The 21886-nt window shown below is 74.1% G+C and carries 19 protein-coding genes; 10 read left to right on the forward strand and 9 right to left on the reverse strand.

Annotated elements, in window-relative coordinates; translation table 11 throughout:
• Positions 1 to 43: 43 nt before the first annotated feature.
• Positions 44 to 322: a hypothetical protein gene (locus HB370_RS29075; RefSeq protein ID WP_030785589.1), complete on the forward strand. Its 279-nt coding sequence runs from the start codon at positions 44 to 46 to the stop codon at positions 320 to 322.
• A gap of 173 nt (positions 323 to 495) precedes the next feature.
• Here HB370_RS29075 and HB370_RS29080 read toward each other — a convergent pair whose 3' ends face one another.
• Both HB370_RS29080 and HB370_RS29085 read right to left on the reverse strand, forming a co-directional pair.
• Positions 496 to 1347, reverse strand: coding sequence for a DNA-formamidopyrimidine glycosylase family protein (locus HB370_RS29080; protein WP_030785587.1), 852 nt, complete (start codon positions 1345 to 1347; stop codon positions 496 to 498).
• Between the two features lie 61 nt (positions 1348 to 1408).
• Entirely contained in the window at positions 1409 to 6553 is a 5145-nt protein-coding gene (locus HB370_RS29085; protein WP_030785585.1) for an ATP-dependent helicase, read from the reverse strand.
• 132 nt (positions 6554 to 6685) lie between these two features.
• Here HB370_RS29085 and HB370_RS29090 point away from each other — a divergent pair, with 132 nt between their 5' ends.
• From HB370_RS29090 to HB370_RS29100, 3 genes are read left to right on the forward strand one after another with little or no spacing between them, the layout of a single operon-like run.
• Positions 6686 to 7591, forward strand: a complete 906-nt coding sequence (locus tag HB370_RS29090) for an AraC family transcriptional regulator (RefSeq protein WP_030785583.1) — start codon at positions 6686 to 6688, stop codon at positions 7589 to 7591.
• Positions 7588 to 8397, forward strand: coding sequence for an AzlC family ABC transporter permease (locus HB370_RS29095; protein ID WP_078637584.1), 810 nt, complete (start codon positions 7588 to 7590; stop codon positions 8395 to 8397). The genes HB370_RS29090 and HB370_RS29095 overlap by 4 nt, the downstream gene beginning before the upstream one ends.
• Entirely contained in the window at positions 8394 to 8702 is a 309-nt protein-coding gene (locus HB370_RS29100; protein WP_030785577.1) for an AzlD domain-containing protein, read from the forward strand. The genes HB370_RS29095 and HB370_RS29100 overlap by 4 nt, the downstream gene beginning before the upstream one ends.
• A 47-nt stretch (positions 8703 to 8749) precedes the next feature.
• Here the strand turns inward: HB370_RS29100 and HB370_RS29105 are convergent, their stop codons facing one another.
• The gene (locus tag HB370_RS29105) at positions 8750 to 9694 is read right to left on the reverse strand and encodes a hypothetical protein (protein WP_030785574.1); all 945 of its coding nucleotides are present in this window, start codon (positions 9692 to 9694) and stop codon (positions 8750 to 8752) included.
• Between the two features lie 80 nt (positions 9695 to 9774).
• On the opposite strand from HB370_RS29105, the gene HB370_RS29110 reads away from it, so the two are divergent.
• The 6 genes from HB370_RS29110 to HB370_RS29135 all read left to right on the forward strand — a co-directional run bounded on the left by HB370_RS29110 (position 9775) and on the right by HB370_RS29135 (position 16751).
• Positions 9775 to 9969 (forward strand): DUF3046 domain-containing protein, encoded by a 195-nt coding sequence (locus HB370_RS29110; RefSeq protein ID WP_030785569.1) that lies wholly within the window; start codon positions 9775 to 9777, stop codon positions 9967 to 9969.
• A 174-nt stretch (positions 9970 to 10143) separates the two neighbouring features.
• Complete coding sequence (locus HB370_RS29115; RefSeq protein ID WP_208974537.1) at positions 10144 to 11394, forward strand: AI-2E family transporter; 1251 nt, start codon at positions 10144 to 10146, stop codon at positions 11392 to 11394.
• Positions 11395 to 11457: 63 nt separating this feature from the next.
• A complete protein-coding gene (locus HB370_RS29120; protein ID WP_244405667.1) occupies positions 11458 to 11700 on the forward strand; it encodes an inner-membrane translocator in 243 nt (80 codons plus the stop codon).
• A gap of 212 nt (positions 11701 to 11912) precedes the next feature.
• The gene (recA, locus tag HB370_RS29125; RefSeq protein ID WP_030608882.1) at positions 11913 to 13043 is read left to right on the forward strand and encodes a recombinase RecA; all 1131 of its coding nucleotides are present in this window, start codon (positions 11913 to 11915) and stop codon (positions 13041 to 13043) included.
• Between the two features lie 3 nt (positions 13044 to 13046).
• On the forward strand, positions 13047 to 14000 hold the full coding sequence (recX, locus tag HB370_RS29130) for a recombination regulator RecX (RefSeq protein WP_030785557.1): 954 nt from the start codon (positions 13047 to 13049) through the stop codon (positions 13998 to 14000).
• A 222-nt stretch (positions 14001 to 14222) separates the two neighbouring features.
• Positions 14223 to 16751, forward strand: coding sequence for an ABC transporter permease (locus HB370_RS29135; protein ID WP_030785554.1), 2529 nt, complete (start codon positions 14223 to 14225; stop codon positions 16749 to 16751).
• Between the two features lie 119 nt (positions 16752 to 16870).
• Here the strand turns inward: HB370_RS29135 and HB370_RS29140 are convergent, their stop codons facing one another.
• The 6 genes from HB370_RS29140 to HB370_RS29160 form a co-directional block, all read right to left on the reverse strand.
• Positions 16871 to 17311, reverse strand: coding sequence for a rhodanese-like domain-containing protein (locus tag HB370_RS29140; protein WP_051815797.1), 441 nt, complete (start codon positions 17309 to 17311; stop codon positions 16871 to 16873).
• Positions 17308 to 17847, reverse strand: a complete 540-nt coding sequence (locus HB370_RS29145) for a cysteine dioxygenase (protein ID WP_078637583.1) — start codon at positions 17845 to 17847, stop codon at positions 17308 to 17310. The genes HB370_RS29140 and HB370_RS29145 overlap by 4 nt, the downstream gene beginning before the upstream one ends.
• A gap of 68 nt (positions 17848 to 17915) precedes the next feature.
• Positions 17916 to 18104, reverse strand: a complete 189-nt coding sequence (locus HB370_RS42725; RefSeq protein ID WP_348273510.1) for a putative leader peptide — start codon at positions 18102 to 18104, stop codon at positions 17916 to 17918.
• 282 nt (positions 18105 to 18386) lie between these two features.
• Positions 18387 to 20075, reverse strand: coding sequence for an FAD-dependent monooxygenase (locus HB370_RS29150; RefSeq protein ID WP_030785544.1), 1689 nt, complete (start codon positions 20073 to 20075; stop codon positions 18387 to 18389).
• A gap of 177 nt (positions 20076 to 20252) precedes the next feature.
• On the reverse strand, positions 20253 to 21149 hold the full coding sequence (locus HB370_RS29155) for an amino acid ABC transporter permease (protein ID WP_030785539.1): 897 nt from the start codon (positions 21147 to 21149) through the stop codon (positions 20253 to 20255).
• Positions 21146 to 21814, reverse strand: coding sequence for an amino acid ABC transporter permease (locus HB370_RS29160; protein WP_030785537.1), 669 nt, complete (start codon positions 21812 to 21814; stop codon positions 21146 to 21148). The genes HB370_RS29155 and HB370_RS29160 overlap by 4 nt, the downstream gene beginning before the upstream one ends.
• Positions 21815 to 21886 lie beyond the last annotated feature (72 nt).

Raw genomic sequence — 21886 nt, forward strand, 5'->3', positions numbered from 1 at the left:
GGGCGGGCGACGGTCTAGCGTCCGGCTGGAGGTGATGGCGGGCATGGCAGGACGCATAGTGCGCCGGGGGGCCGCGCTCGGGCTCGGGGCGCTGTGGTGGTGGGCCGTGCTGCGGCTGGCCGCGGGGGAGGACTCGGGCGTGCTGGAAGCGGCCGTCGCGGCCGGCGGCTGGGGGCTTAGCCTGCTGCCCGTGCACTGCGTGCCCAAGGCGCGTGCGACCGGGGCCGTACCGGCGGGACGCTGGCAGGCCGCCTGGCGGGCCGGGGACGTCACCAGGGCATCGTCACGCCCCCGGTCGGGCGAAGTATCTGACCCGTCGTGAACGCGGCCCCCTCGCGCCCGCCTCGGCGAGCATCGCGGCACAGGCTCGGCCGCTGCCGCTGCCGCTGCCGGCTCCGGTGACGAAGGCGGTGCGTCCGGAGAGGTCGTACGCGCTGAGGGCCATGACGGGGACGGTGCGAGCACTTCTGACGGAGCGCCAATTGGTCGGGCCGCTCAGGGGGTGCGAGGGCGGCGGGGGTACTTCTCCCGCCAGCGCTGTGGGGAGCCGGGGGCCGGGGCGGGACCCGGCTGGCAGGTGGGGCACCAGTAGGTGGGGCGTTCCTGGGAGCCGTCGCCCTGGTCGGCCACCCGGACGGAGGTGTGACAGCGCAGGCACGGCCGGGGCGCGCGGCCGTAGACGAACAGGTCGTGCCGGTGCACGCCGGTCGTCTGCCGGACCGGGCGGTCGCGGTTCGCCTCCAGCAGCCGCTTGGCCAGGCCGGGCAGCTTCTCGGCGCGGTCGGCGGGGAGCGCGCCGACGGGCAGCCACGGGGTCACACCGAGCAGGAAGCACAGCTCGCTCTTGTAGACGTTGCCGATGCCGGCCAGATTGCGCTGGTCCAGCAGGGCCTCGCCGAGCGGCCGGGCGGGATCCGCCAGGAGGTTGGCCAGGGCGCGCTCGGGGTCCCAGTCCGGGCCGAGCAGGTCGGGGCCGAGGTGGCCGACGACCCGCTCCTCGTCGGCCGTGCGCAGCAGCTCCAGGACCTGGAGGCGGTAGCCGACGGCCGCGCGGTCGGCGGTGGACAGGACGGCGCGGATCTGGTGGGCCGGCCCGCCCCGCCAGCGCTCGCCCGCGCCGAACACCTTCCACGCGCCCTCCATCCGCAGATGGGTGTGCAGGGTCAGGCCGTCCTCGAAGCGGGTCAGCAGGTGCTTGCCGCGCGGGATGGTGTTCAGCACCGCGCGGCCGGCCAGGTCGACCGTCGCGTACTTGGGCACGCGGAAATCGCTGCGGGTCAGCACCTTGCCCGCGAGGGCCTCGTGCAGCCGCCGCGCGGCCTGCCAGACCGTGTCACCTTCGGGCATGCCTCAAGCCTGCCACGTGGGTGTCAGGGGGCGCGGGTGCCGTCGTGGGGCCGGGGCGGCCTCACGGTCTCAGGCGCAGGCCGCGCGGTGTCGCCACGAACCCGGCCGACTCCAGGAGGGCGCCTATGGGGGACGTCAGGGCCTGGGTGCCGTTGATCCGCTCCACCGTGACCGTGCCGACCGAGCCCGCGCGGGCCGCCGTGGCCAGCGCCTCGGCGGCCGCGCGCAGGCGGGGGTCGTCCGTCGCGGCGGTGTCCGGGGCGGCGGGCCAGGCCAGCAGCGTCTTGCCACCGCGCTCCATGTAGAGCGTCAGCTCGCCGTCCACCAGCACCACCAGCGCACCCGCCTTCCGGCCCGGCTTGTGCCCGGCGCCGCTCGGCGGCTCCGGCCAGGGCAGCGCGGAGCCGTAGGCGTTCGCGGGGTCGGCCGCGGCGAGGACCACGGCGCGGGAGCCGGGAGCGGTGCCCGTACGGCCGTGGCCGTAGCCACCGCGGGCGCGGTGCGGGGCCGCGCCGGGCGAGCTGCCCGGGCCGAAGGCGGGGCTGCCGCCACGGGGGCCGCCGTAGCCGGGGGAGGCGAACGGGTCGGCGGGGCCGGGGGAGGAGAACGGGTCGCCGTCGGCGTCGGTGGGGTCGTCCGGCGGCCAGGTGAAGTCGCCGTCCGGACCGGGGTGGGTGAAGCCGCCGTCGGCCGCGTCGAAGGGGCCGGGGGCGGTGGCATGGTCGTGCGGGCCGCCGTCGGAGCGGTGGGTCGCGTCGGCTCCTCGGGCGCCCTGGGGTCCCCGGGGGCCGTCGAACGGGTCCGGGAAGCCCTGCCCGGCGATGCCGTTCGCGGCGCCTGGGAAGCCGAAGGCGTTCGCCGGGTCCGGGCGGCCGAAACCGTTCGAGGTTCCCGTGCCGAAGCCGTTCGCCGTGCCCGGGGTGTCGAAGCCGTACCGGCCGGCCGGGGCGGGCAGGCCCTCGGTGCGCTCGCGGGCGTTCGCCACCGCGCGCAGGCGGTCCACCGCGCCGTCCATCGCGAACTGGGCCGCGCCCAGTCCCTCCACCACGTAACCGCGCCGGGCCTGGCCGCTCTCCTCGAACACCGACAGCACCCGGTACACCGCGGAGAAGCCGCCCTCCACGCCCTCCGCGGCGACCGCGCCCCGGGTGACGACGCCGTGCCGGTCCAGGAGCGTACGAGCCAGCGCGTGCGCGCGCACGGTGGCGTCCGGCTCGGCCGCCGGCAGCAACGACCAGCGGCCTGCCACGGTCGGCGGGCCGCTGCGGGAGGCCGTGCGCGCGGCGGCCGTCAGGGAGCCGTAGCGGCCGCGCGGTACGGCGCGCTTGGCGCGGTGCGCGGTCGAGCCCGCCGTACGACCCGAGCCCAGCAGGGCGCGCATCGGGGCGAGGGTGTCGTTGGTGAGCCGGCCGGACCAGGCGAGATCCCACAGGGCGTCGGCCAGCTGCGGATCGGTGACCTCCGGGTGGGTGGTGGCGCGGACCTGATCGGCGATCTGCCGGAAGAACAGGCCGTACCCGCCGGAGAGGGCGTCCAGCACGGACTGGTGGAGCGCGGTCGGCTCCAGCGGATGCGGTGCCGGGAGCAGCAGCGGGGCCGCGTCCGCCAGATACAGCGAGACCCAGCCGTCCTTGCCGGGCAGGGCGCCCGCACCGGCCCACACCACCTCGCCCGCGGCGGTCAGCTCGTCGAGCATCGAGGGCGTGTAACCCGCCACGCGGGAGGGGAGGACCAGCTTCTCCAGCGCGGAGGCGGGCACGGAGGCGCCCTGCATCTGCTCGATGGCCCGCACCAGGCCGTCGACCCCGCGCAGTTCGTGGCCCCTGCCGATGTGCTGCCACTGCGGCAGGAACTGGGCGAGCGCGGCGGGCGGCACCGGCTCCAGCTCGTGCCGCAGGGCCGCCAGCGAGCGGCGGCGCAACCGGCGCAGTACGGCCGCGTCGCACCACTCCTGGCCGATGCCGGCCGGATGGAACTCGCCCTGGACGACCCGGCCGGCCGCGGCCAGCCGCTGCAGCGCGCCCTCGGTGACCGCGACGCCGAGCCCGAAGCGGGCCGCCGCGGTGGCCGAGGTGAACGGGCCGTGCGTACGGGCATAGCGCGCGAGGAGGTCACCCAGCGGGTCCTTGACCGGCTCGGTGAACGCCTCCGGGACACCGACCGGCAGCGCCGTGCCGAGCGCGTCGCGCAGCCGGCCCGCGTCCTCCACGGCCGCCCAGTGGTCGGCGCCCGCGATCCGCACCTTGATGGCCCGGCGCGCCCCGGCCAGCTCCCGCGCCCACTCCGGGTCCGCACCCCGCTCCACCAGCTCCGCGTCGGTCAGCGGGCCGAGCAGCCGGAGCACGTCGGCGACGCCCTCGACGTCCTTGATCCGGCGGTCCTCGGTGAGCCACTGCAGCTCCCGCTCCAGCTCGGTGAGCACGTCGGCGTCGAGCAGTTCGCGCAGCTCCGCCTGGCCCAGCAGCTCGGCCAGCAGCCGCGAGTCCAGGGACAGCGCGGCGGCGCGGCGCTCGGCCAGCGGGGAGTCGCCCTCGTACAGGAACTGGGCGACGTACCCGAAGAGCAGGGAGCGGGCGAACGGGGACGGCTCGGGGGTGGTGACCTCGACCAGGCGCACCTTGCGGGACTCGATGTCGCCCATCAGCTCGACCAGCCCGGGCACGTCGAAGACGTCCTGGAGACATTCACGGACGGCCTCCAGGACGATCGGGAACGAGCCGAACTCGCTCGCCACCTGGAGCAGCTGGGCGGCGCGCTGGCGCTGCTGCCACAGCGGGGTGCGCTTGCCGGGGTTGCGGCGGGGCAGCAGCAGCGCGCGGGCGGCGCACTCCCGGAACCGGGAGGCGAACAGCGCCGAGCCGCCGACCTGGTCGGTGACGATCTGGTCGACCTCGCCCTTGTCGAAGGCGACGTCCGCCGCGCCGACCGGGGCCTGCTCGCTGTCGTAGGCGGTGCCCGCCTTCGCCGGCTCCTGGTCGAGCAGGTCCAGGCCCAGCAGATCGGCGTCGGGCAGCCGCAGCACGATGCCGTCGTCGGCGTGCATGACCTGCGCGTCCATGCCGTACCGCTCGGACAGCCGGGCGCCGAGGGCGAGCGCCCAGGGGGCGTGGACCTGGGCCCCGAAGGGGGAGTGCACGACGACCCGCCAGTCACCCAGCTCGTCGCGGAACCGCTCCACGACGATCGTGCGGTCGTCGGGGATGTGACCGCAGGCCTCCCGCTGTTCGCTCAGGTACGACAGCACGTTGTCCGCCGCCCACGCGTCCAGGCCGGCCGCCAGCAGCCGCGGCCGCGCGTCGTCCCGGGGCAGCGAGCCGACCTCGCGCAGGAACGCGCCCACCGCGCGGCCCAGCTCCAGCGGGCGGCCCAGCTGGTCGCCCTTCCAGAAGGGCAGCCGGCCCGGCACGCCCGGCGCGGGCGAGACCAGGACCCGGTCGCGTGTGATGTCCTCGATCCGCCAGGAACTCGTGCCCAGCGTGAAGACATCGCCCACCCGGGACTCATAGACCATCTCCTCGTCCAGCTCGCCGACCCGGCCGCCACCCTTCTTGGGGTCGGAACCGGCGAGGAAGACCCCGAACAGACCGCGGTCCGGGATCGTGCCGCCGGAGGTGACGGCCAGGCGCTGGGCGCCGGGGCGGCCGGTGACCGTGCCGGCCACCCGGTCCCACACCACGCGCGGGCGCAGTTCCGCGAACGCGTCGGACGGATAGCGGCCCGCGAGCATGTCCAGCACCGCCGTGAACGCCGACTCCGGCAGCGAGGCGAACGGGGCCGCTCGGCGGACCACCGCCAGCAGGTCGTCGAACTGCCAGGTGTCCAGCGCCGTCATGGCCACCAGTTGCTGCGCGAGCACGTCCAGCGGGTTCGCGGGAACCTTCAGCGACTCGATGGCGCCCGAGCGCATCCGCTCGGTGACCACGGCCGCCTGGACCAGGTCGCCCCGGTACTTCGGGAAGACGACACCGGTCGAGACGGCACCGACCTGGTGGCCCGCGCGGCCCACCCGCTGGAGGCCGGAGGCGACCGACGGCGGGGACTCGACCTGCACCACGAGGTCGACGGCACCCATGTCGATGCCCAGTTCCAGGCTGGAGGTGGCCACCACCGCGGGCAGCCGGCCGGCCTTCAGGTCCTCCTCGACCAGGGCGCGCTGCTCCTTGGAGACCGAACCGTGGTGCGCGCGGGCGATCACCGGCGGCGCGCCCTGGGCCGCGCCCGAGCCGCCCATCAGCTGGGCGGGGGCGTGATGCTCGCCCAGGGGCTCGCCGGTCGCCCGTTCGTACGCGATCTCGTTGAGCCGGTTGCACAGCCGCTCCGCCAGGCGGCGGGAGTTGGCGAAGACGATCGTGGACCGGTGGGCCTGCACCAGGTCGGCGATCCGCTCCTCCACATGCGGCCAGATCGACGGCCGCTCCCCGCCCTCGCCGGCGTCGGCGGCCGGGGCACCCCCCAGCTCGCCCATGTCCTCGACCGGGACGACCACGGAGAGGTCGAACTCCTTGCCGGACTCCGGCTGGACGATCTCCACCTTGCGGCGCGGCGACAGATAGCGGGCCACCTCGTCCACCGGGCGCACGGTCGCCGACAGGCCGATCCGGCGGGCGGGCTTCGGCAGCAGCTCGTCCAGCCGCTCCAGGGAGAGCGCGAGATGCGCGCCGCGCTTGGTGCCCGCCACCGCGTGCACCTCGTCCAGGATCACCGTCTCCACGCCCGTGAGCGCGTCGCGCGTGGCCGAGGTCAGCATCAGGAACAGCGACTCGGGGGTGGTGATCAGGATGTCCGGCGGGCGGGTGGACAGGGCGCGGCGCTCGGCGGCCGGGGTGTCGCCGGAGCGGATGCCGACCCTGATCTCCGGCTCGGGCAGGCCCAGCCGCACCGACTCCTGGCGGATGCCGGTCAGCGGGCTGCGCAGATTGCGCTCCACGTCGACGGCCAGGGCCTTCAGCGGGGACACGTACAACACCCGGCAGCGCTTCTTGGGGTCGGCCGGGGGCGGCGTCGACGCCAGCTGGTCCAGGGCGGCGAGGAACGCGGCCAGCGTCTTGCCCGAGCCGGTCGGGGCGACCACCAGCACGTCCGAGCCCTCACGGATGGCCTGCCACGCGCCCGCCTGGGCGGCGGTGGGCGCGGAGAAGGCCCCCGTGAACCAGCCGCGGGTCGCGGGGGAGAAGCCGTCCAGGGCTCGGTGTGCGGAGCTGACCATGCGTCCATCGTGCACCCACCCACTGACAAACGCCGTGACCTGGGAAGACGGGGTGGAGGGGAGGGTGGCGTGCGGGGCGTGGGAGCCGAAAAAGAGGCGTGCGGCGGACGGGCCGGGCGGGACAATGGGCGTATGGTGGGTTCAAGCGAGCGGGCACGGCACTGGCGGTACCCGGAGCTGCCCGGTGTCGACCTGCTGCGGGCCCGCTACATCCGCAAGAACTTCATCCGGCACACCCACGAGAACTTCGTGATCGCGGCCATAGCCGACGGCGTCGAGGTCTTCCACCACCGCGGCTCGGACGTCTCCGCGGGCGCGGGCGCGCTCGCGCTGGTCAACCCGGACACCCCGCACACCGGCCGGGCGGGGGTGCCCGAAGGCTGGCGGTACGGCGCGCTCTACCCCTCGCCCGACGTGGTCGCCGAGATCGCCGCCGAGACCACCACCCTGCGGGGCACGCCCGGCTTCGTCAGCCCGGTCCTCGACGACCCCTACGCCGCCCGTCTGGTCCACCAGGTGCTGCGCGCCACCGACGAGGGCAACGCGCTGGCCGCTGACACGCTCCTGCGGGTCGCCGTGACCAGGCTGCTGCGGCTGAACGGCGGTGCGCTGCCCGAGCGGCGGGCCCGGACGGCCGGCGCGCTGATCGCCACGCGCGCGCGTGCGGTGCTGGAAGAGCGGATGGCCCGGCCGCCGACCCTGGAGCGGCTGGCCCGGGACCTGGGGACCAGCCCGTTCGCCCTGCTGCGGGCGTTCCGCGACGCCTACGGCATGCCGCCGCACACCTGGCTGACCGACGCACGGGTGCGCCGCGCCCGGCTGCTGCTGGACGCGGGGACGGCCCCCGCCGAGGCGGCCGTCGCCGTCGGCTTCACCGACCAGCCCCACCTCAACCGGCACTTCACCCGGATCGTCGGCGTGCCCCCGGGCGCGTACCAGCGGGAACACGTGAACCCGGGCGGGCGGGGGCGTGTGCCGGACGAGCGCAAGAACGTACAAGACGCCGATCGGCCGTCGTCCGTACCGTCCCGGACGTGACACAGCACATAGCACTCACGGACCAGACAGCCGACGGCACGAAGAAGCCGGACGCGGCCGTCGTACGGGACGCCCTGGGGGTCGGCGTCGCGGTGGGCCTGTCCGGATTCGCCTTCGGGGTGACCTCGGCCGGCAGCGGACTCGGGCTGCTCCAGACCTGCACGCTCAGCCTCCTGGTGTTCACCGGCGCCTCGCAGTTCGCCCTCGTCGGGGCGCTGGCCGCCGGCGGCAACCCGTTCACGGCCGCGGCCGGCGCCTTCTTCCTGGGCGTGCGCAACGCCTTCTACGGGCTGCGGCTGTCGCAGTTGCTCGCCCTGCCGCGCGCGGTACGGCCGCTGGCCGCCCAGTGGGTGATCGACGAGACCACGGCGGTGACCTTGGCGCAGCCGACCCGGCGGGCCGCCCGGATCGGCTTCACGGTCACCGGGCTCAGCCTGTACGCGCTGTGGAACCTCACCACGCTGCTCGGCGCGCTGGGCGCCGAGGCGATCGGGGACACGCGCGCGTGGGGCCTGGACGCGGCGGGACCCGCGGTGTTCCTGGCCCTGCTCGCGCCGATGCTGAAGACGGCCACCGAGCGCGCCGTGGCGGCCCTCGCGGTCCTGCTGGGTCTCGGTCTGCTGCCGGTGCTGCCGGCCGGTGTGCCGGTGCTGGTGGCGGCACTGGCGGCGCCGCTCGCCCTCGTCGCCGAGTCCCGGCGCGGCGGCCGGGCCGGCGGGGACGCGCCGGACGGTCCGCCGGGACCGGACGGCCGGCGCGCACCGCAGGACATGGGCGGGACGAGCGGCGCGGAGGAGGGCCGGTGACCATCTGGATCGCGATCATCGGGACCGCCGTCGGCTGTTACGCCGTCAAGCTCGCCGGACTGCTCGTCCCCGCGCACGCCGTCGAGCGGCCGTACGTGCGGCGGCTGGCCGCCCTGCTGCCGGTCGCGCTGCTCGCCGCGCTCACGGCCCAGCAGACGTTCGCCGACGGGCACGCGCTCATGCTGGACGCCCGGGCCGCGGGGCTCGGCGCCGCGGCCGTGGCACTGCTGCTGCGAGCGCCGTTCCTGCTGGTCGTGGCGGCGGCCGTGGTGGTGACGGCGGGGCTGCGGGCCATCGGCGGGTGAGCCGCCCCGCCCGGCCCTTCGGGGCGGGCGGGGCCCGGGGCGGTGGCTCAGCCCACGAAGCGGCCGTAGGCCCGCAGGGTGCGCAGGGCCTCGATGGTCACCACGGGGCGCGCCTCCAGCGTGGGCGCCGGGGCCCACTGCCGCCAGGTGACGGGCCAGCCCCCGTCCTCCTGCTGCCCGGCGGCCAGGTGGTCCAGGGAGCGCGCCATCTCGTCGTCCGTGAACCACGCGCGCGCGAGCGAGTCCGGGCTCCGGGCGAAGTCGTGCGGGAAGTGGTGCTCCCCGGGGGCGTAGCCGGCGGCGACCGGGAACGCGTCGAGACGGTCCGGGTCCAGCGCCGCGAGCCGCTGCTCCCGCACCAGGCGGCCCAGCCGGTCGGCGGCTGCCTGGGCGCGCGGACGGTCGGGAGCGGAGTCCAGGAAGGCCACGGCTGCCTGCACCTCGTAGGGGTGGGACTTCTCCAGGGTCTCCACCGCCTGCCAGCAGTAGTCGGTGGCCCGGAACAGCCAGGCGTGCCACACCTCGTTGCGGTGCAGCAGCCCGACCACCGGGCCGGTGGTCAGCAGCTCGCTGGGCGGGTTGTCGACGACCGTGAGGAACGGTGCCGTCGGATACCCGCGCTGGCCGGGGTGGACCGCCGGCAGGGCGCCGTCCGGGGTGGAGACGGAGGTCAGATAGCGGCACACGCGCTCCACCCGCTGCCCGCCGCAGCGCCCGACGGCGTCCAGCACGCGCAGGGCGCGCGCGGTGTGCAGGGGCTGGCTGACGGGCCCGCGCAGATCGGGCTCCAGCGCGTGCCCGTACCCGCCGTCCTCGTTGCGGTAGGCGTCCAGCGCCGTTTCCACGGCGTCCGGGCAGCCGTGCAGGAAGTGGTGGGCGAAGAGACGCTGCTCCAGCACGCGCGCGGTGAGCCACATGAACTGTTCGGCGCGGAAGAGCGGGGAGCGCGCCGGGGGCGTGGAGGGGAGTGGGGAGACTCCTGAAGCTGCCATGGGTCAGACCGTAGGGCGCGAAGCGGTCCCGGCAGGCGCTCCGGGGCAGGCCCACCCCCCGGGGGCGGGATACTGGAGTCATGCGGTTGACGGTCTTCTGGCAGCGAATGGCGGAGCACTTCGGTCCGGGGTACGCCGAGACCTTCGCGCGCGATCACGTGATGTCCGAACTGGGTGGACGCACGGTGAACGAGGCGCTGGACGCGGGCTGGGAGGCCAAGGAGGTGTGGCGCGTGGTCTGCGCGGTCATGGACGTGCCGGGCGAGAGGCGCTGACGGGCCGCTGAGGGACACAGGGTGTGCCACAGACATCGAAACGCCGGATTTGTTGCTGATGTCGGTCGGAAAATCGACAGTACGGTTCCGATCCGTCGCGAGGACCGCGTACGGGCCCGGGTTGTCGGTGGCGTGGGTGAGACTGGGCGAGTGGCACCCACTGACGAGGAATCCCTGGCACCCACCGCCGAGGACGGCGAGCCGTCCGTCCGGCAGGCAGCACCGGCCGCGACGATCCCGCCCGCCCGGCCCCCGCTGGCCGGCGCCGTCGCGCCGGGCGGCCGGATGCCGCGCTGGCTGCCCCGCGCCATGGTGCTCGCGCTCGCGCTGATCGCCGCGTTCCAGCTGGGCAGCTGGGCCTTCCACCAGCTGACCGGACTATTGATCAACATATTGATCGCGTTCTTCCTGGCCCTCGCGGTCGAGCCGGCGGTGAGCCGGATGGCGGCCCGTGGCATGCGCAGGGGGCTCGCCACCTTCCTGGTCTTCTTCGGGCTGACCATCGTCATAGCCGGGTTCGTCACCCTGCTCGGCTCGATGCTGGCCGGCCAGATCATCAAGATGATCGAGGGCTTCCCGGAGTACCTTGACTCGCTGATCAACTGGACCAACCAGACCTTCCACACCGAACTCAAGCGGGTGGACATCCAGGAGGGCCTGCTCCACTCCGACTGGCTGCGCAAATACGTGCAGAACAGCGCGGCCGGCGTCCTCGACGTGTCCGCCCAGGTGCTCGGCGGGCTCTTCCAGCTGCTCACGGTCGGCCTGTTCTCGTTCTACTTCGCCGCGGACGGCCCCCGGTTGCGCCGCTCCCTGTGCTCCGTCCTGCCGCCCGCGCGCCAGGCCGAGGTGCTGCGCGCCTGGGAGATCGCCGTCGACAAGACGGGCGGCTACCTCTACTCGCGCGGTCTCATGGCGCTCATCTCCGGGATCGCGCACTACATCCTGCTGGAGGTCATGGGCGTGCCGTACGCGCCCGTGCTCGGGGTCTGGGTGGGCCTCGTCTCCCAGTTCATCCCCACCATCGGGACCTATCTCGCGGGCGCGCTGCCGATGCTGATCGCGTTCACCGTCGACCCCTGGTACGCGGTGTGGGTGCTGGGCTTCGTCGTGATCTACCAGCAGTTCGAGAACTACATGCTCCAGCCCAAACTGACCGCCAAGACCGTCGACATCCACCCGGCGGTCGCCTTCGGCTCGGTCATCGCCGGCACCGCGCTGCTGGGCGCGGTCGGCGCGCTGATCGCCATCCCGGCGGTGGCCACCCTCCAGGCGTTCCTCGGGGCGTACGTGAAGCGGTACGCCGTCACGGACGATCCCCGGGTGCACGGGCACCGCAGCAGGACGCCGTCCGGTCCCGGCGCGCTCACACGCGCGCGACGCCTGTGGTCCGGCCGCCGCCTTGGCGGGCGGGAAAAGCCGTAGGGCGCTCGCGCGCCGGTGCCGGGGCCGCTCGCGGCAAGGCGCCGCGGGCTGCTGGCGGACGCTGTGGCGGGCTTGCTGGTCGCGGTTCTGCTCGTGGCGCGGGGGCCGGGCCGGACGGCCACCGGCTCCCTGCCCGCCGGCGCGCCGTCCGCGGACTGGGCGCCGGTGTGGTCGTTCGGTGCTCTGGCCTTGGTGGTCGGCGTGACGGGCGGCGTGCTGCTGCGGCTCGGGGAGCGTGCTCTCGGGGCGGGCCGGCTCGCACTGTGCGGTGTGCCGACGTGCTTCGCGCTGGCCTTGTGGCCCTGAGCCGGGACGGTCCGGGTCCGCTTGACACAAAAATCGAACATCCATTCTTATGGGGTCTCAGGCGAGGCTGTTGGTTGGGGTCTTTGCCCCGATATTCCGGGAAATGTCCCCTGGTTATCCACAGGCCGGGCCTGCGTCGGGGCGCATTGTCAGTGGCAGGCGTTAGCGTCTTTGACGTGAAGCGATCGACTCAAGCAAACCGGGTGGAACCCATGGCAGGAACCGACCGCGAGAAGGCGCTCGACGCCGCGCTCGCGCAGATTGAACGGCAATTCGGCAAGGGCGCGGTCATGCGCATGGGCGAGCGGTCGAAGGAGCCCATCGAGGTCATCCCGACCGGCTCGACCGCGCTCGACGTCGCCCTCGGCGTGGGTGGCCTGCCGCGCGGCCGTGTCGTGGAGATCTACGGACCGGAGTCCTCCGGTAAGACGACCCTGACCCTGCACGCCGTGGCGAACGCGCAGAAGGCCGGCGGCCAGGTCGCCTTCGTGGACGCCGAGCACGCCCTCGACCCCGAGTACGCGCGCAAGCTCGGCGTCGACATCGACAACCTGATCCTCTCCCAGCCGGACAACGGCGAGCAGGCGCTGGAGATCGTGGACATGCTGGTCCGCTCCGGCGCCCTCGACCTCATCGTCATCGACTCGGTCGCCGCGCTCGTCCCGCGCGCGGAGATCGAGGGCGAGATGGGCGACAGCCACGTCGGTCTGCAGGCCCGCCTGATGAGCCAGGCGCTGCGGAAGATCACCAGCGCGCTCAACCAGTCCAAGACCACCGCGATCTTCATCAACCAGCTCCGCGAGAAGATCGGCGTGATGTTCGGCTCCCCCGAGACCACGACCGGTGGCCGGGCGCTGAAGTTCTACGCCTCGGTGCGCATCGACATCCGCCGCATCGAGACCCTGAAGGACGGCACGGAGGCGGTCGGCAACCGCACCCGCTGCAAGGTCGTCAAGAACAAGGTCGCGCCGCCCTTCAAGCAGGCCGAGTTCGACATCCTCTACGGCCAGGGCATCAGCCGCGAGGGCGGCCTGATCGACATGGGCGTGGAGCACGGCTTCGTGCGCAAGGCAGGCGCCTGGTACACGTACGAGGGCGACCAGCTCGGCCAGGGCAAGGAGAACGCGCGCAACTTCCTCAAGGACAACCCCGACCTGGCCAACGAGATCGAGAAGAAGATCAAGGAGAAGCTGGGCGTGGGAGTCCGGCCGGAGGAGCCCGCCGCCGAGCCGGGCGCCGACGCGGCGGTCACCACCGCGGCGGCCGGGGACGCCGCCAAGTCCGCAGCCGTCCCGGCAGCCGCCAAGGCCACCAAGCCCAAGGCCGCCGCGGCCAAGAGCTGACCCGTGACGCGCCGAACCGACTGGGCCGAGTACGAGTACGCCCTCCCCGGTGCCCCACGGGGGAGGGGCACCGGGGAGGGCCCGGACTCCGCCTCGGACGGTGACGACGGGCACCTGGACGGCGAGTACGGCGAGCGTGGCGGGCCCGGGGGACGCGAGCGGTACCGAGGGCGGCGGGAGGACGAGGGCCCCGACGCCTACGGCGGATCCGGTCCCTTCGACGGCACCGGCGGGTACGGGGGCGACCGCGGGTACGGGGGCGACGGTGGCCCGGATGCAGGCGACGCGGGGGGTGAGCCGTACGGGGGCGGTTCACCCCGTGGCCGGAGCTTCGGGGGAACCGGTGGCGCGCGGGGCGGGGGCCGCGGGCGTGGCCGGCGGCGCGGTTTCGGGGACGCGCCCGGTGCGGACGAAGGCGCCCCCTCCTCGGCGAGGGACGAGCGGGGGGAGTCTTCAGGGGACCCGGCCGAGCGGGCCCGGGCGATCTGCCTGCGCCTGCTCACCGGGACCCCGCGCACCCGCAAGCAACTCGCGGACGCCCTGCGCAAACGGGAGATCCCCGAGGACGTCGCCCAGGAGGTGCTGGACCGGTTCGAGGAGGTCGGGCTCATCGACGACGGCGCCTTCGCGGACGCCTGGGTGGAGTCCCGGCACCACGGGCGGGGACTCGCCCGCCGCGCCCTCGCCCGGGAACTGCGGACCAAAGGCGTCGACTCGGCGCTGATCGAGGACGCCGTCGCCCAGCTCGACTCCGAGCAGGAGGAGGCGACCGCCCGGGAACTCGTCGCCCGCAAGCTGCGCGCCACCCGTGGCCTCGACCGTGACAAGCGGCTCCGCCGCCTCGCGGGCATGCTCGCCCGCAAGGGCTACCCCGAGGGCATGGCCCTCCGCGTCGTCCGCCAGGCGCTGGAGGAAGAGGGCGAGGACACCGAGTTCCTCGGGGACGGGGACTTCTGAGCCAGGGGACGGACCGGGCGCTCAGCGTTCAGCCGGCGTGGCTGCCGGTGCCGGGGTGGGCGTGGGGGTGGGGCTAACCCCCGCCCCCGACGGTGGGGTGCCCCCGGCCGGGACGCCAGGTCGCCGCAGTGCTCTCCCACCCCCTGACCGGCGACTCTGTTACGCGCGCCCCGTGCACGCGACCGCCGCGTGCGCGCGTACAACAGAAGAGAGCCCGTCCCCATGATGCTGCGATACGCCCTGCGGACCGTCCGGGCCCGGAAGGCCGGTTTTCTCGGCGCCTTCCTCGCCCTGATGTGCGCGGCGGCCCTGATCACCGCGTGCGGCACCCTCCTCGACACCGGCCTGCGGGGCACCATCCGTACCGAACGCTATGCCGCCGCCCCCGTCGTGGTCAGCGCGGACCAGCAGGTGCACCGGACCACCGTCAAGCACAAGCACGGCAAGACCAAGGTCAAGCACAAGGCGAAGCCCCTCGCCGAGCGCGCCTGGCTGCCCGGGCAGCTGCGCGACAGGCTCGTCCGCGTCCCCGGCGTGGCCCGGGTCGTCCCCGAGCTCACCTTCCTCGCCCAGCCGTCGACCCCGGCCGGTACCGGCGGCCGTCCCGGCTACGGCCATGCCTGGGACTCCGCCGCGCTCACCCCGTACCGGCTGACCACGGGCCGCGCGCCCACGGCCTCCGGTGACCTCGTCATCGACGCCGATCTCGCCGCCCGGGCCCGGCTCCGGCCCGGCGACCGGCTCACCGTGCAGTCCACGCGGGCCCCGCGGAGCTACCGGATCACCGGTGTCGCCACCCCGGCCACCCCCGTGCGCCACCAGACCTCCCTGTTCTTTACCGCCGCCGAGGCCCGCCGGCTGGCCGCGCACCCCGGGCAGGTCACCGCGTTCGGCGTGCTGCCGGACAAGGGGGCGGACCCCGAGCGGGTGCGCCGGGCCGTGGCGGAGGCGCTGCACGGCACCACGGCCCGGGTCGGCACCGGCGACGCCCGCGGGCCCGTCGAGTTCCTGGACGCGGCCACCGCCCGCACCCGGCTGATCAGCATGGGCGGGGCGATGGGCGGCACCTCGCTGCTGGTCGCGGTGCTCGTGGTCGTCGGCACCTTCGCGCTCACCGTCCAGCAGCGCCACCGCGAACTCGCCCTGCTCCGGGCCGTCGCCGCCACCTCCGGACAGATCCGCGGGCTGCTCGGCCGGGAGGCGCTGATCGTCGGCGCGGCCGCGGGCGCCACCGGCGCGCTGCTCGGGGTGCCGCTGGGCGGCTGGCTGTTCTCCCGGTTCGTCGCGCTGGGCGCCGTACCCGACACGCTAGAACCGGCCGTCGGTGTCTTCCCGCCGCTCGTGGCGTTCGCCGCCACCCTGCTCGCCGCCTGGGCGGCGGCCCGGATCGCCGGTCACCGGATCGCCCGGATCCGCCCGGCCGAGGCCCTGGCCGAGGCCAGGACCGAGCGCACCCGGCCCGCCCTCGGCCGGATCGCCGCCGGGCTGCTGCTCCTGGCCGGCGGAGTCGTCCTCGTCGTCGTCCTCGCCTCCCTGCGCACCGAGCCCGCCTCCACTCCCGTGACCTTCCTCGCCGTCGTCGTCCTGTCCACCTCCGTGGCCCTGCTCGGTCCGCTCCTGGTCAGGGCCGCCGTACTGCTGCTCGCCGGCCCGCTCCGGCTCACCGGGCACGGCGGCCGGCTCGCCACCGCCAACCTGCGCGGGAACGCCGCCCGCATGGCATCCGTCGTCACGCCTCTGACCCTGCTCGTCGGCATGACCTGCACCGTCCTGTTCGTCCAGGCCACGCTGGGGGACGCCGCCCGTACCCAGGTCCGCGAAGGTGTCCGGGCCGACTGGGTCGTGGCCGCCCAGGGGCCGGGCGTCCCCGGCGAGGCCGCCGAGCGGCTGCGCGCGCGGCACGACACGGTGACCGAAGTGGTCCGCACCACCGTCCGCGTCGGCTTGGACAAGTACCCCGCGCAGGGCGTCACCCCGGCGGGCCTGACCCGCACCTGGGACCCCGAGGTCACCGTCGGCTCCCTCGGCCGGCTCGGTCCCGGCACCGTCGCCGTCAGTGAAGTGGCCGCCGACCAGCAGCATCTGGCGCCGGGCAGCACCCTGAAGGTCACGCTCGGCGACGGCACGCCCGCCACGCTCACCGTCGCCGCCGTCTACGCCAAGGGGCTCGGCTTCGGCGACCTCACCTTCGACCACGACCTCGTCGCCCGCCACGTCGACAACCCGCTCGCCTCCTCCGTCCTCGTCGACACGAGCCGCACACAGGGAGAACTGACGGCTGCTCTCCGTGAGTTCCCGGGCGTGCGGGTCCTCTCACCGGCCGCCGCCGATGCCCTCCAGGCCGACCAGGAACAGACGAACGCCGAGGTCAACTACCTCGCCATGGGGCTGGTGCTGGCCTTCACCGCCATCGCCGTCGGCAACACGCTCGCCATGTCGGTCGCCGAGCGGGTACGGGAGTTCGCGCTGCTCCGCCTCGCCGGTGCGACCCGGCGGCAGGTCCTGCGCATGCTGCGCACCGAGACGCTGTCCGTGCTGTTCCTCGCCACCTCCCTCGGCAGCGGGATCGCCCTCGCCGTGCTCACCGCGTTCAGCCTCGGCATGACGGGCCGGGCCGCACCCACGGTCACCCCGCTGCTCTACGTCGGCGTGGTCGGGTTCGCCGGCGTCCTCGCGCTGGTGGCCGGCGCCGTGCCGGGACGCATGGCGCTGCGGGTGCGGGCGGTGACGGTCGCCACGGCGAAGGAGTGACACCGGCGACCGGGGCCGGCGCGTACCCGTGTCCGCACCGGCGACCGCGGCCAGCGCGTACCGGTGTCCGCACCGGCGACCGTGCCGCGTACTCACGTCCGCGGCGCCTGCCGCTGCCTTCAGGGCGTCACCGGCTCCACCGGCAGGCCCTCCGCGCGCCACGCCTGGAAACCGCCCACCAGGTCCGTCGCCCGGTGCAGGCCCAGCTGGTGGAGGGAGGCGGCGGCGAGGCTGGAGGCGTACCCCTCGTTGCAGATCACCACGATGCGCAGGTCGTGTCCGGTGGCCTCGGGCAGACGGTGGCTGCCCTGGGGGTCGAGGCGCCACTCCAGCTCGTTGCGCTCGACGACGACGGCACCCGGGATGAGTCCGTCCCGTTCGCGCAGGGCCGCGTACCGGATGTCGACCAGCAGCGCGTCACCGGCGAGAGCCGCCTGGTGCGCCTCCCGCGCCTCGATGCGCCGGTAGCCCGCGCGGACCCGCTCCAGGATCTCGTCGATGCCGGGCGGCCGTTCGCCGGCCGTTCCGGTCGCCGTCAGATGCTCGCCGGTGTCGCTCACTGCCAGTCCTCCGGGCGTTCGACCTGCTCCAGGCGCAGGACCTGGCCGCTGCGACTGTAACGACGGATGTGGGGGAGCGGTGGGTAGTAGGCGTGGACGGAGATCGCGTGCCGCTCCGTGGACTCGTTGAGGACCTCGTGCACATGGTGGCGGCCGAAGGCGCGGCCCTGTCCGGCGGGCAGCCGGCGTACGCGGTCCACGCCGTCGGTGAGTTCCAGGGTCTTCCAGCCGTCGGTGGGCAGCCGGGCGGCGAGGGAGTTCTCGGTCAGCTCGCCCGAGGCGGTGAGGAAGGCGCCGACCGAGTCGGCGTGGTCGTGCCAGCCGGTGCCGGTGCCGGGCGGCCAGCCGATCAGCCAGGCCTCGCTGCCGCCGGGCCCCTTGAGCCGCACCCAGGTGCGGCCCTCCGGGTCGAGCGGGAGGGAGGCGATCAGCTCGGCGTCGGCCGCCGTACGCCGGACGAAGTCGAGGAGGTCCGCCTGCGTGGGCGGCGTGGCGGCGGTGGACACAGGAGAGGGCAGGGAGGAGGGGACAGACACGGGCACCGTCCTGGAAGTTCGCGGAAAACGGGCGCGCGACGGCGCCCGGTGAGGAAAGAGAGGCGAATTCAGCAGGACGGACGACACACGCAGCCCGCGTAGCGGACGAGGTCCATGTGGACCCTCCGCCACAGGCGCACGTAGGTGTCGGTCACGATCGGGAGTACAGCATGCCCGTCCACCCCGGTCAACCGAGTGTCATCCCGTGGACGGAGCCCGGGAGCGCGGAATCGGCGCAGGCCGGAGGCGAACGCCACCCGCGCAGCGCCGGGCGCGGCCGGGGCTCGGGCACCTCCGTTCGCGTCTGGCGGGGCCGGGGCTCGGGCACCTCCGTTCGCGCCTGACGCGGCCCGGGTCCGGGGACCTTGTTCGCGTCAGGTCCAGGACCGGGGGACCCTTCGTTCGCGCCTGGCGCAGGTTCGGGGACCTTCCTGCGCTTTGGGGCGTCCGAGTTCGGGGACCTCCCTTCCCGCGCCCGGCGCCCGCCGGAGCCCGGGCTGCCCGGACCGGGCCCCTCCCAGCCGCCCCCGCGCGGAGCGTCAGCGCAGGCCCGAGCCCGCTTCCGCCGTCGCCGCCCGCTCACTCATCGGCTGCTCTTCCTGCTCCTGCGCCTGCCCCTGCTGCCCCTCCCGCGCCTCCTCCGCCACCGGCTCCGCCTCCGATGCCGAGCCTCCCAGCGTGGCTTCCGCCGCCGTGTACAGGTCGGCCGGGCGGACCCCGCTCAGCGCGGTGACCAGGTGACCGTCGGGGCGCACCAGCAGCACGCTGTGCGCCGGGGCGCCCGGGTAGCTCTCGGCGACCAGCAGCTCGGCGGGGTGCGGCAGCGCGGTCACGGCCGCCGCGAGCCGGGGCATCACGCCGGCGGACACCCAGTGCTTGCGGTCCCACACCCCCGTACCCGGCGCGATCAGTACGACCAGCAGCGCGCCGCGGCCGAGCCGGTCCCGCAGCCGGACGAAGGAGCCGTCCTCCGCCGTGACCCGGACGTCGGTCACCTGGGCGCCGGGCGGCGTGTCGACGGGGATCGCCGCCTCCAGGCGCGGGGGCGTGAGCGGCGAGCCGGCGTAGTCGCCGGGCGTGCCCAGCGCCCCGCGCCCCAGGTGACCGTCGGTGAACTGCGCGTCCTGCCCGCGGGCCGCGCCCGGGACGATGCCGCGCAGCCCGCCGCCGCGCAGTACCGGCAGGGCCTGGTCGGCGGCGCGCAGCCGGGCGGCGACCACCGCGCGCCGCTCGGTCTGGTAGCTGTCCAGCAGGGCCTCGTGCGGGCCGTGGTGCCAGGCCGTGGCCAGCTTCCAGGCGAGGTTGTCCGCGTCCCGCAGGCCCTCGTCGAGCCCCTGGGTGCCGAACGCGCCGAGCAGATGGGCCGCGTCCCCGGCGAGGAAGACCCGGCCGGCGCGCCACCGGCGGGCCAACCGGTGGTGCACCGTGTGGACACCGGTGTCGAGCAGGTCGTACGCCGGTGCGTCACTGCCCGTCCAGCCCGTGAGGGTCTCGTGGATGCGGGTGAGCACGACCTCGGGCGTGACCAGGTCCTTGCCCGGCGGCAGCAGCCAGTCCAGGCGCCAGGCGCCGTCCGGGAGGGGGCGGGCGGTCACCTCCCCGGCCGAGGGCCCGGACGACTTCCACGGCGGCATCCGGTGGAGCAACGCATGGCCCTCCCACGGAAGTTCCGTCCGCAGTGTGGCGACCGCGTGCCGTTCCACCGCCGTACGGCCGGGAAAGCGGATGTCCTGGAGCTTGCGCACGGTCGAGCGGGGGCCGTCGCAGCCGACCAGGTAACTGCCGCGCCACCAGGCCGCCTTCGGGGCGCGGGTGTGCGCGGTGACGCCGGTCCGCTCCTGTTCGACGGCGTCCAGGCGGCTGTCGGTGGCCACCTCGGCCAGCGGTTCGCCGGCGAGGGCCGCGCGCAGGGCGTTCGTCACGATGTGCTGGGCGATGTGCAGGGGGGCGGCGGGATCGTCCTCGGCGAAGGCGATCTCGGTCATCACCTGCTTGCGCCTGACGGACCGCCATCCGGCCCAGCGCACACCGTGCTCTTCGAGCGCCAGTCCGGTCAGCCGTTCCAGCAGGGCGGCCGTGTCCTCGCGCAGGACGACGGTGCGCGCCGGGCGGGGCTCGTCCTTGCCGGGGCCCTCGTCCAGGACGACGACGGGCACGTTCTGACGGGTCAGCAGCAGGGCGAGCGTGAGGCCGACGGGTCCCGCTCCGACGATGATCACCGGGTCCATGGTGCGACGCCCCCTGCCCGTGACGATGCCCTGACGGAGACAAGTGAACAGGAAGGAGGAGCGGGGTGCACGATCACAAAACGTATGCAACCCATTGGCAGAGTTCGCGTCAAGCGACCGGGGGCAGTGGCGATCATGCCGCTGCCCCCGGGTGGTGCGTTCGGGTCTGACCGGCCGTCAGGCCGAGGTTCCGGTGCCCGCATGGCCGGGGATGCCGGCCGTGTCGTCGACGCTCAGCATCGCGCCGGTCGACTTCTTGCGCTGCCGCAGCCGGCCCTCCAGCCAGCTCGCGAACGTGGTCAGCGAGAAGTTGATGATCAGGTAGATCACGGCGACGATCGTGAAGGAGGCGATGGTGTTGGCGCCGTAGTAGCCGCTCATCGTGTTCGCCGAGGCGAGCAGTTCCGGGAAGGTGAGGACGGCGCCGCCGAGCGCGGTGTCCTTCACGATGACCACCAGCTGGCTGACGATCGCGGGGAGCATCGCGGTGACCGCCTGCGGCAGCAGGATGGTCCGCATCACCTGCCCCTTGCGCAGGCCGATCGCCATGGCCGCCTCCGACTGGCCCTTCGGCAGCGAGAGGATGCCCGCGCGGACGATCTCGGCGAGGACGGACGCGTTGTACAGCACCAGGCCGGTGACGACCGCGTAGAGCGGACGGTCGTCCGAGCTCACGTCGGTGTACTGGGAGAAGAGCGCCAGACCGAAGATCATCAGGACCAGGACGGGGATCGCGCGGAAGAACTCCACGACGACCGCCGCCGGCACCCGCACCCAGACGTGGTCCGACAGCCGCGCTATGCCGAGGACGGCACCCAGGGGCAGCGCGATGACCATCGACAGCGCCGCCGCCTTCAGCGTGTTCTCGAGACCGGGCCATATGTACGTCGAGTACGCCTCGGTACCGCCGCCGAGATAGGGCTTCCACAGCGCCCAGTCCAGCTGGTTCTTCTCGTCCAGGGAGGTGTACACCCACCAGACGAGGGCCGCGAGCGCGACGAGGAAGACCACCGTGTAGAGGATGTTGCGCCGCTTGGCGCGCGGCCCCTGGGCGTCGTACAGGACCGAAGTCATCGCTTCACCGCCACCTTCTTGCCCACCCAGCCGAGGATCAGGCCGGTCGGCAGGGTCAGGCAGCAGAAGCCGAAGGCGATGATCGCGGAGATCAGCAGCAGCTGCGCCTCCTTCTCGACCATGTCCTTCATCAGCAGTGCCGCCTCGGCGACGCCGATCGCCGCCGCCACTGTCGTGTTCTTCGTCAACGCGATGAGTACGTTGGCCAGCGGGCCGACGGCCGCGCGGAACGCCTGCGGCAGCACGACCAGGAACAGCACCTGGGTGAAGTTCAGGCCGATGGCGCGCGCGGCCTCCGCCTGGCCGACCGGCACCGTGTTGATGCCGGAGCGGATCGCCTCGCACACGAAGGCCGACGTGTAGACGATCAGTCCGAGGACGGCCAGCCGGAAGTTGGCCGTGTCCACGATGTCGCCGGCGCCGAGAGTGATCCTCAGCGTCTGGTACAGGCCGAGCGAGGAGAACAGGATGATCACCGTGAGCGGGATGTTCCGCACGATGTTCACGTAGGCGGTGCCGAAGCCGCGCATCAACGGCACCGGGCCCACCCGCATGGCGGCCAGCAGGGTGCCCCAGATCAGGGAGCCCACGGCGGACAGCAAGGTCAGCTGCACCGTCGTCCAGAAGGCGCCCAGTACGTCGTAGTCGTCAAGAAAGTCGAACACGTTCTCCCGCGCTTCCGCGTGTAGGGATGCCCGGGTGCGCCGCCCTCACGGACGGCGCACCCGCCGGGCGTT

It is taken from the genome of Streptomyces sp. DSM 40868 (assembly GCF_011820545.1).
GTDB classification, from domain to species: Bacteria; Actinomycetota; Actinomycetes; order Streptomycetales; family Streptomycetaceae; genus Streptomyces; species Streptomyces eurythermus.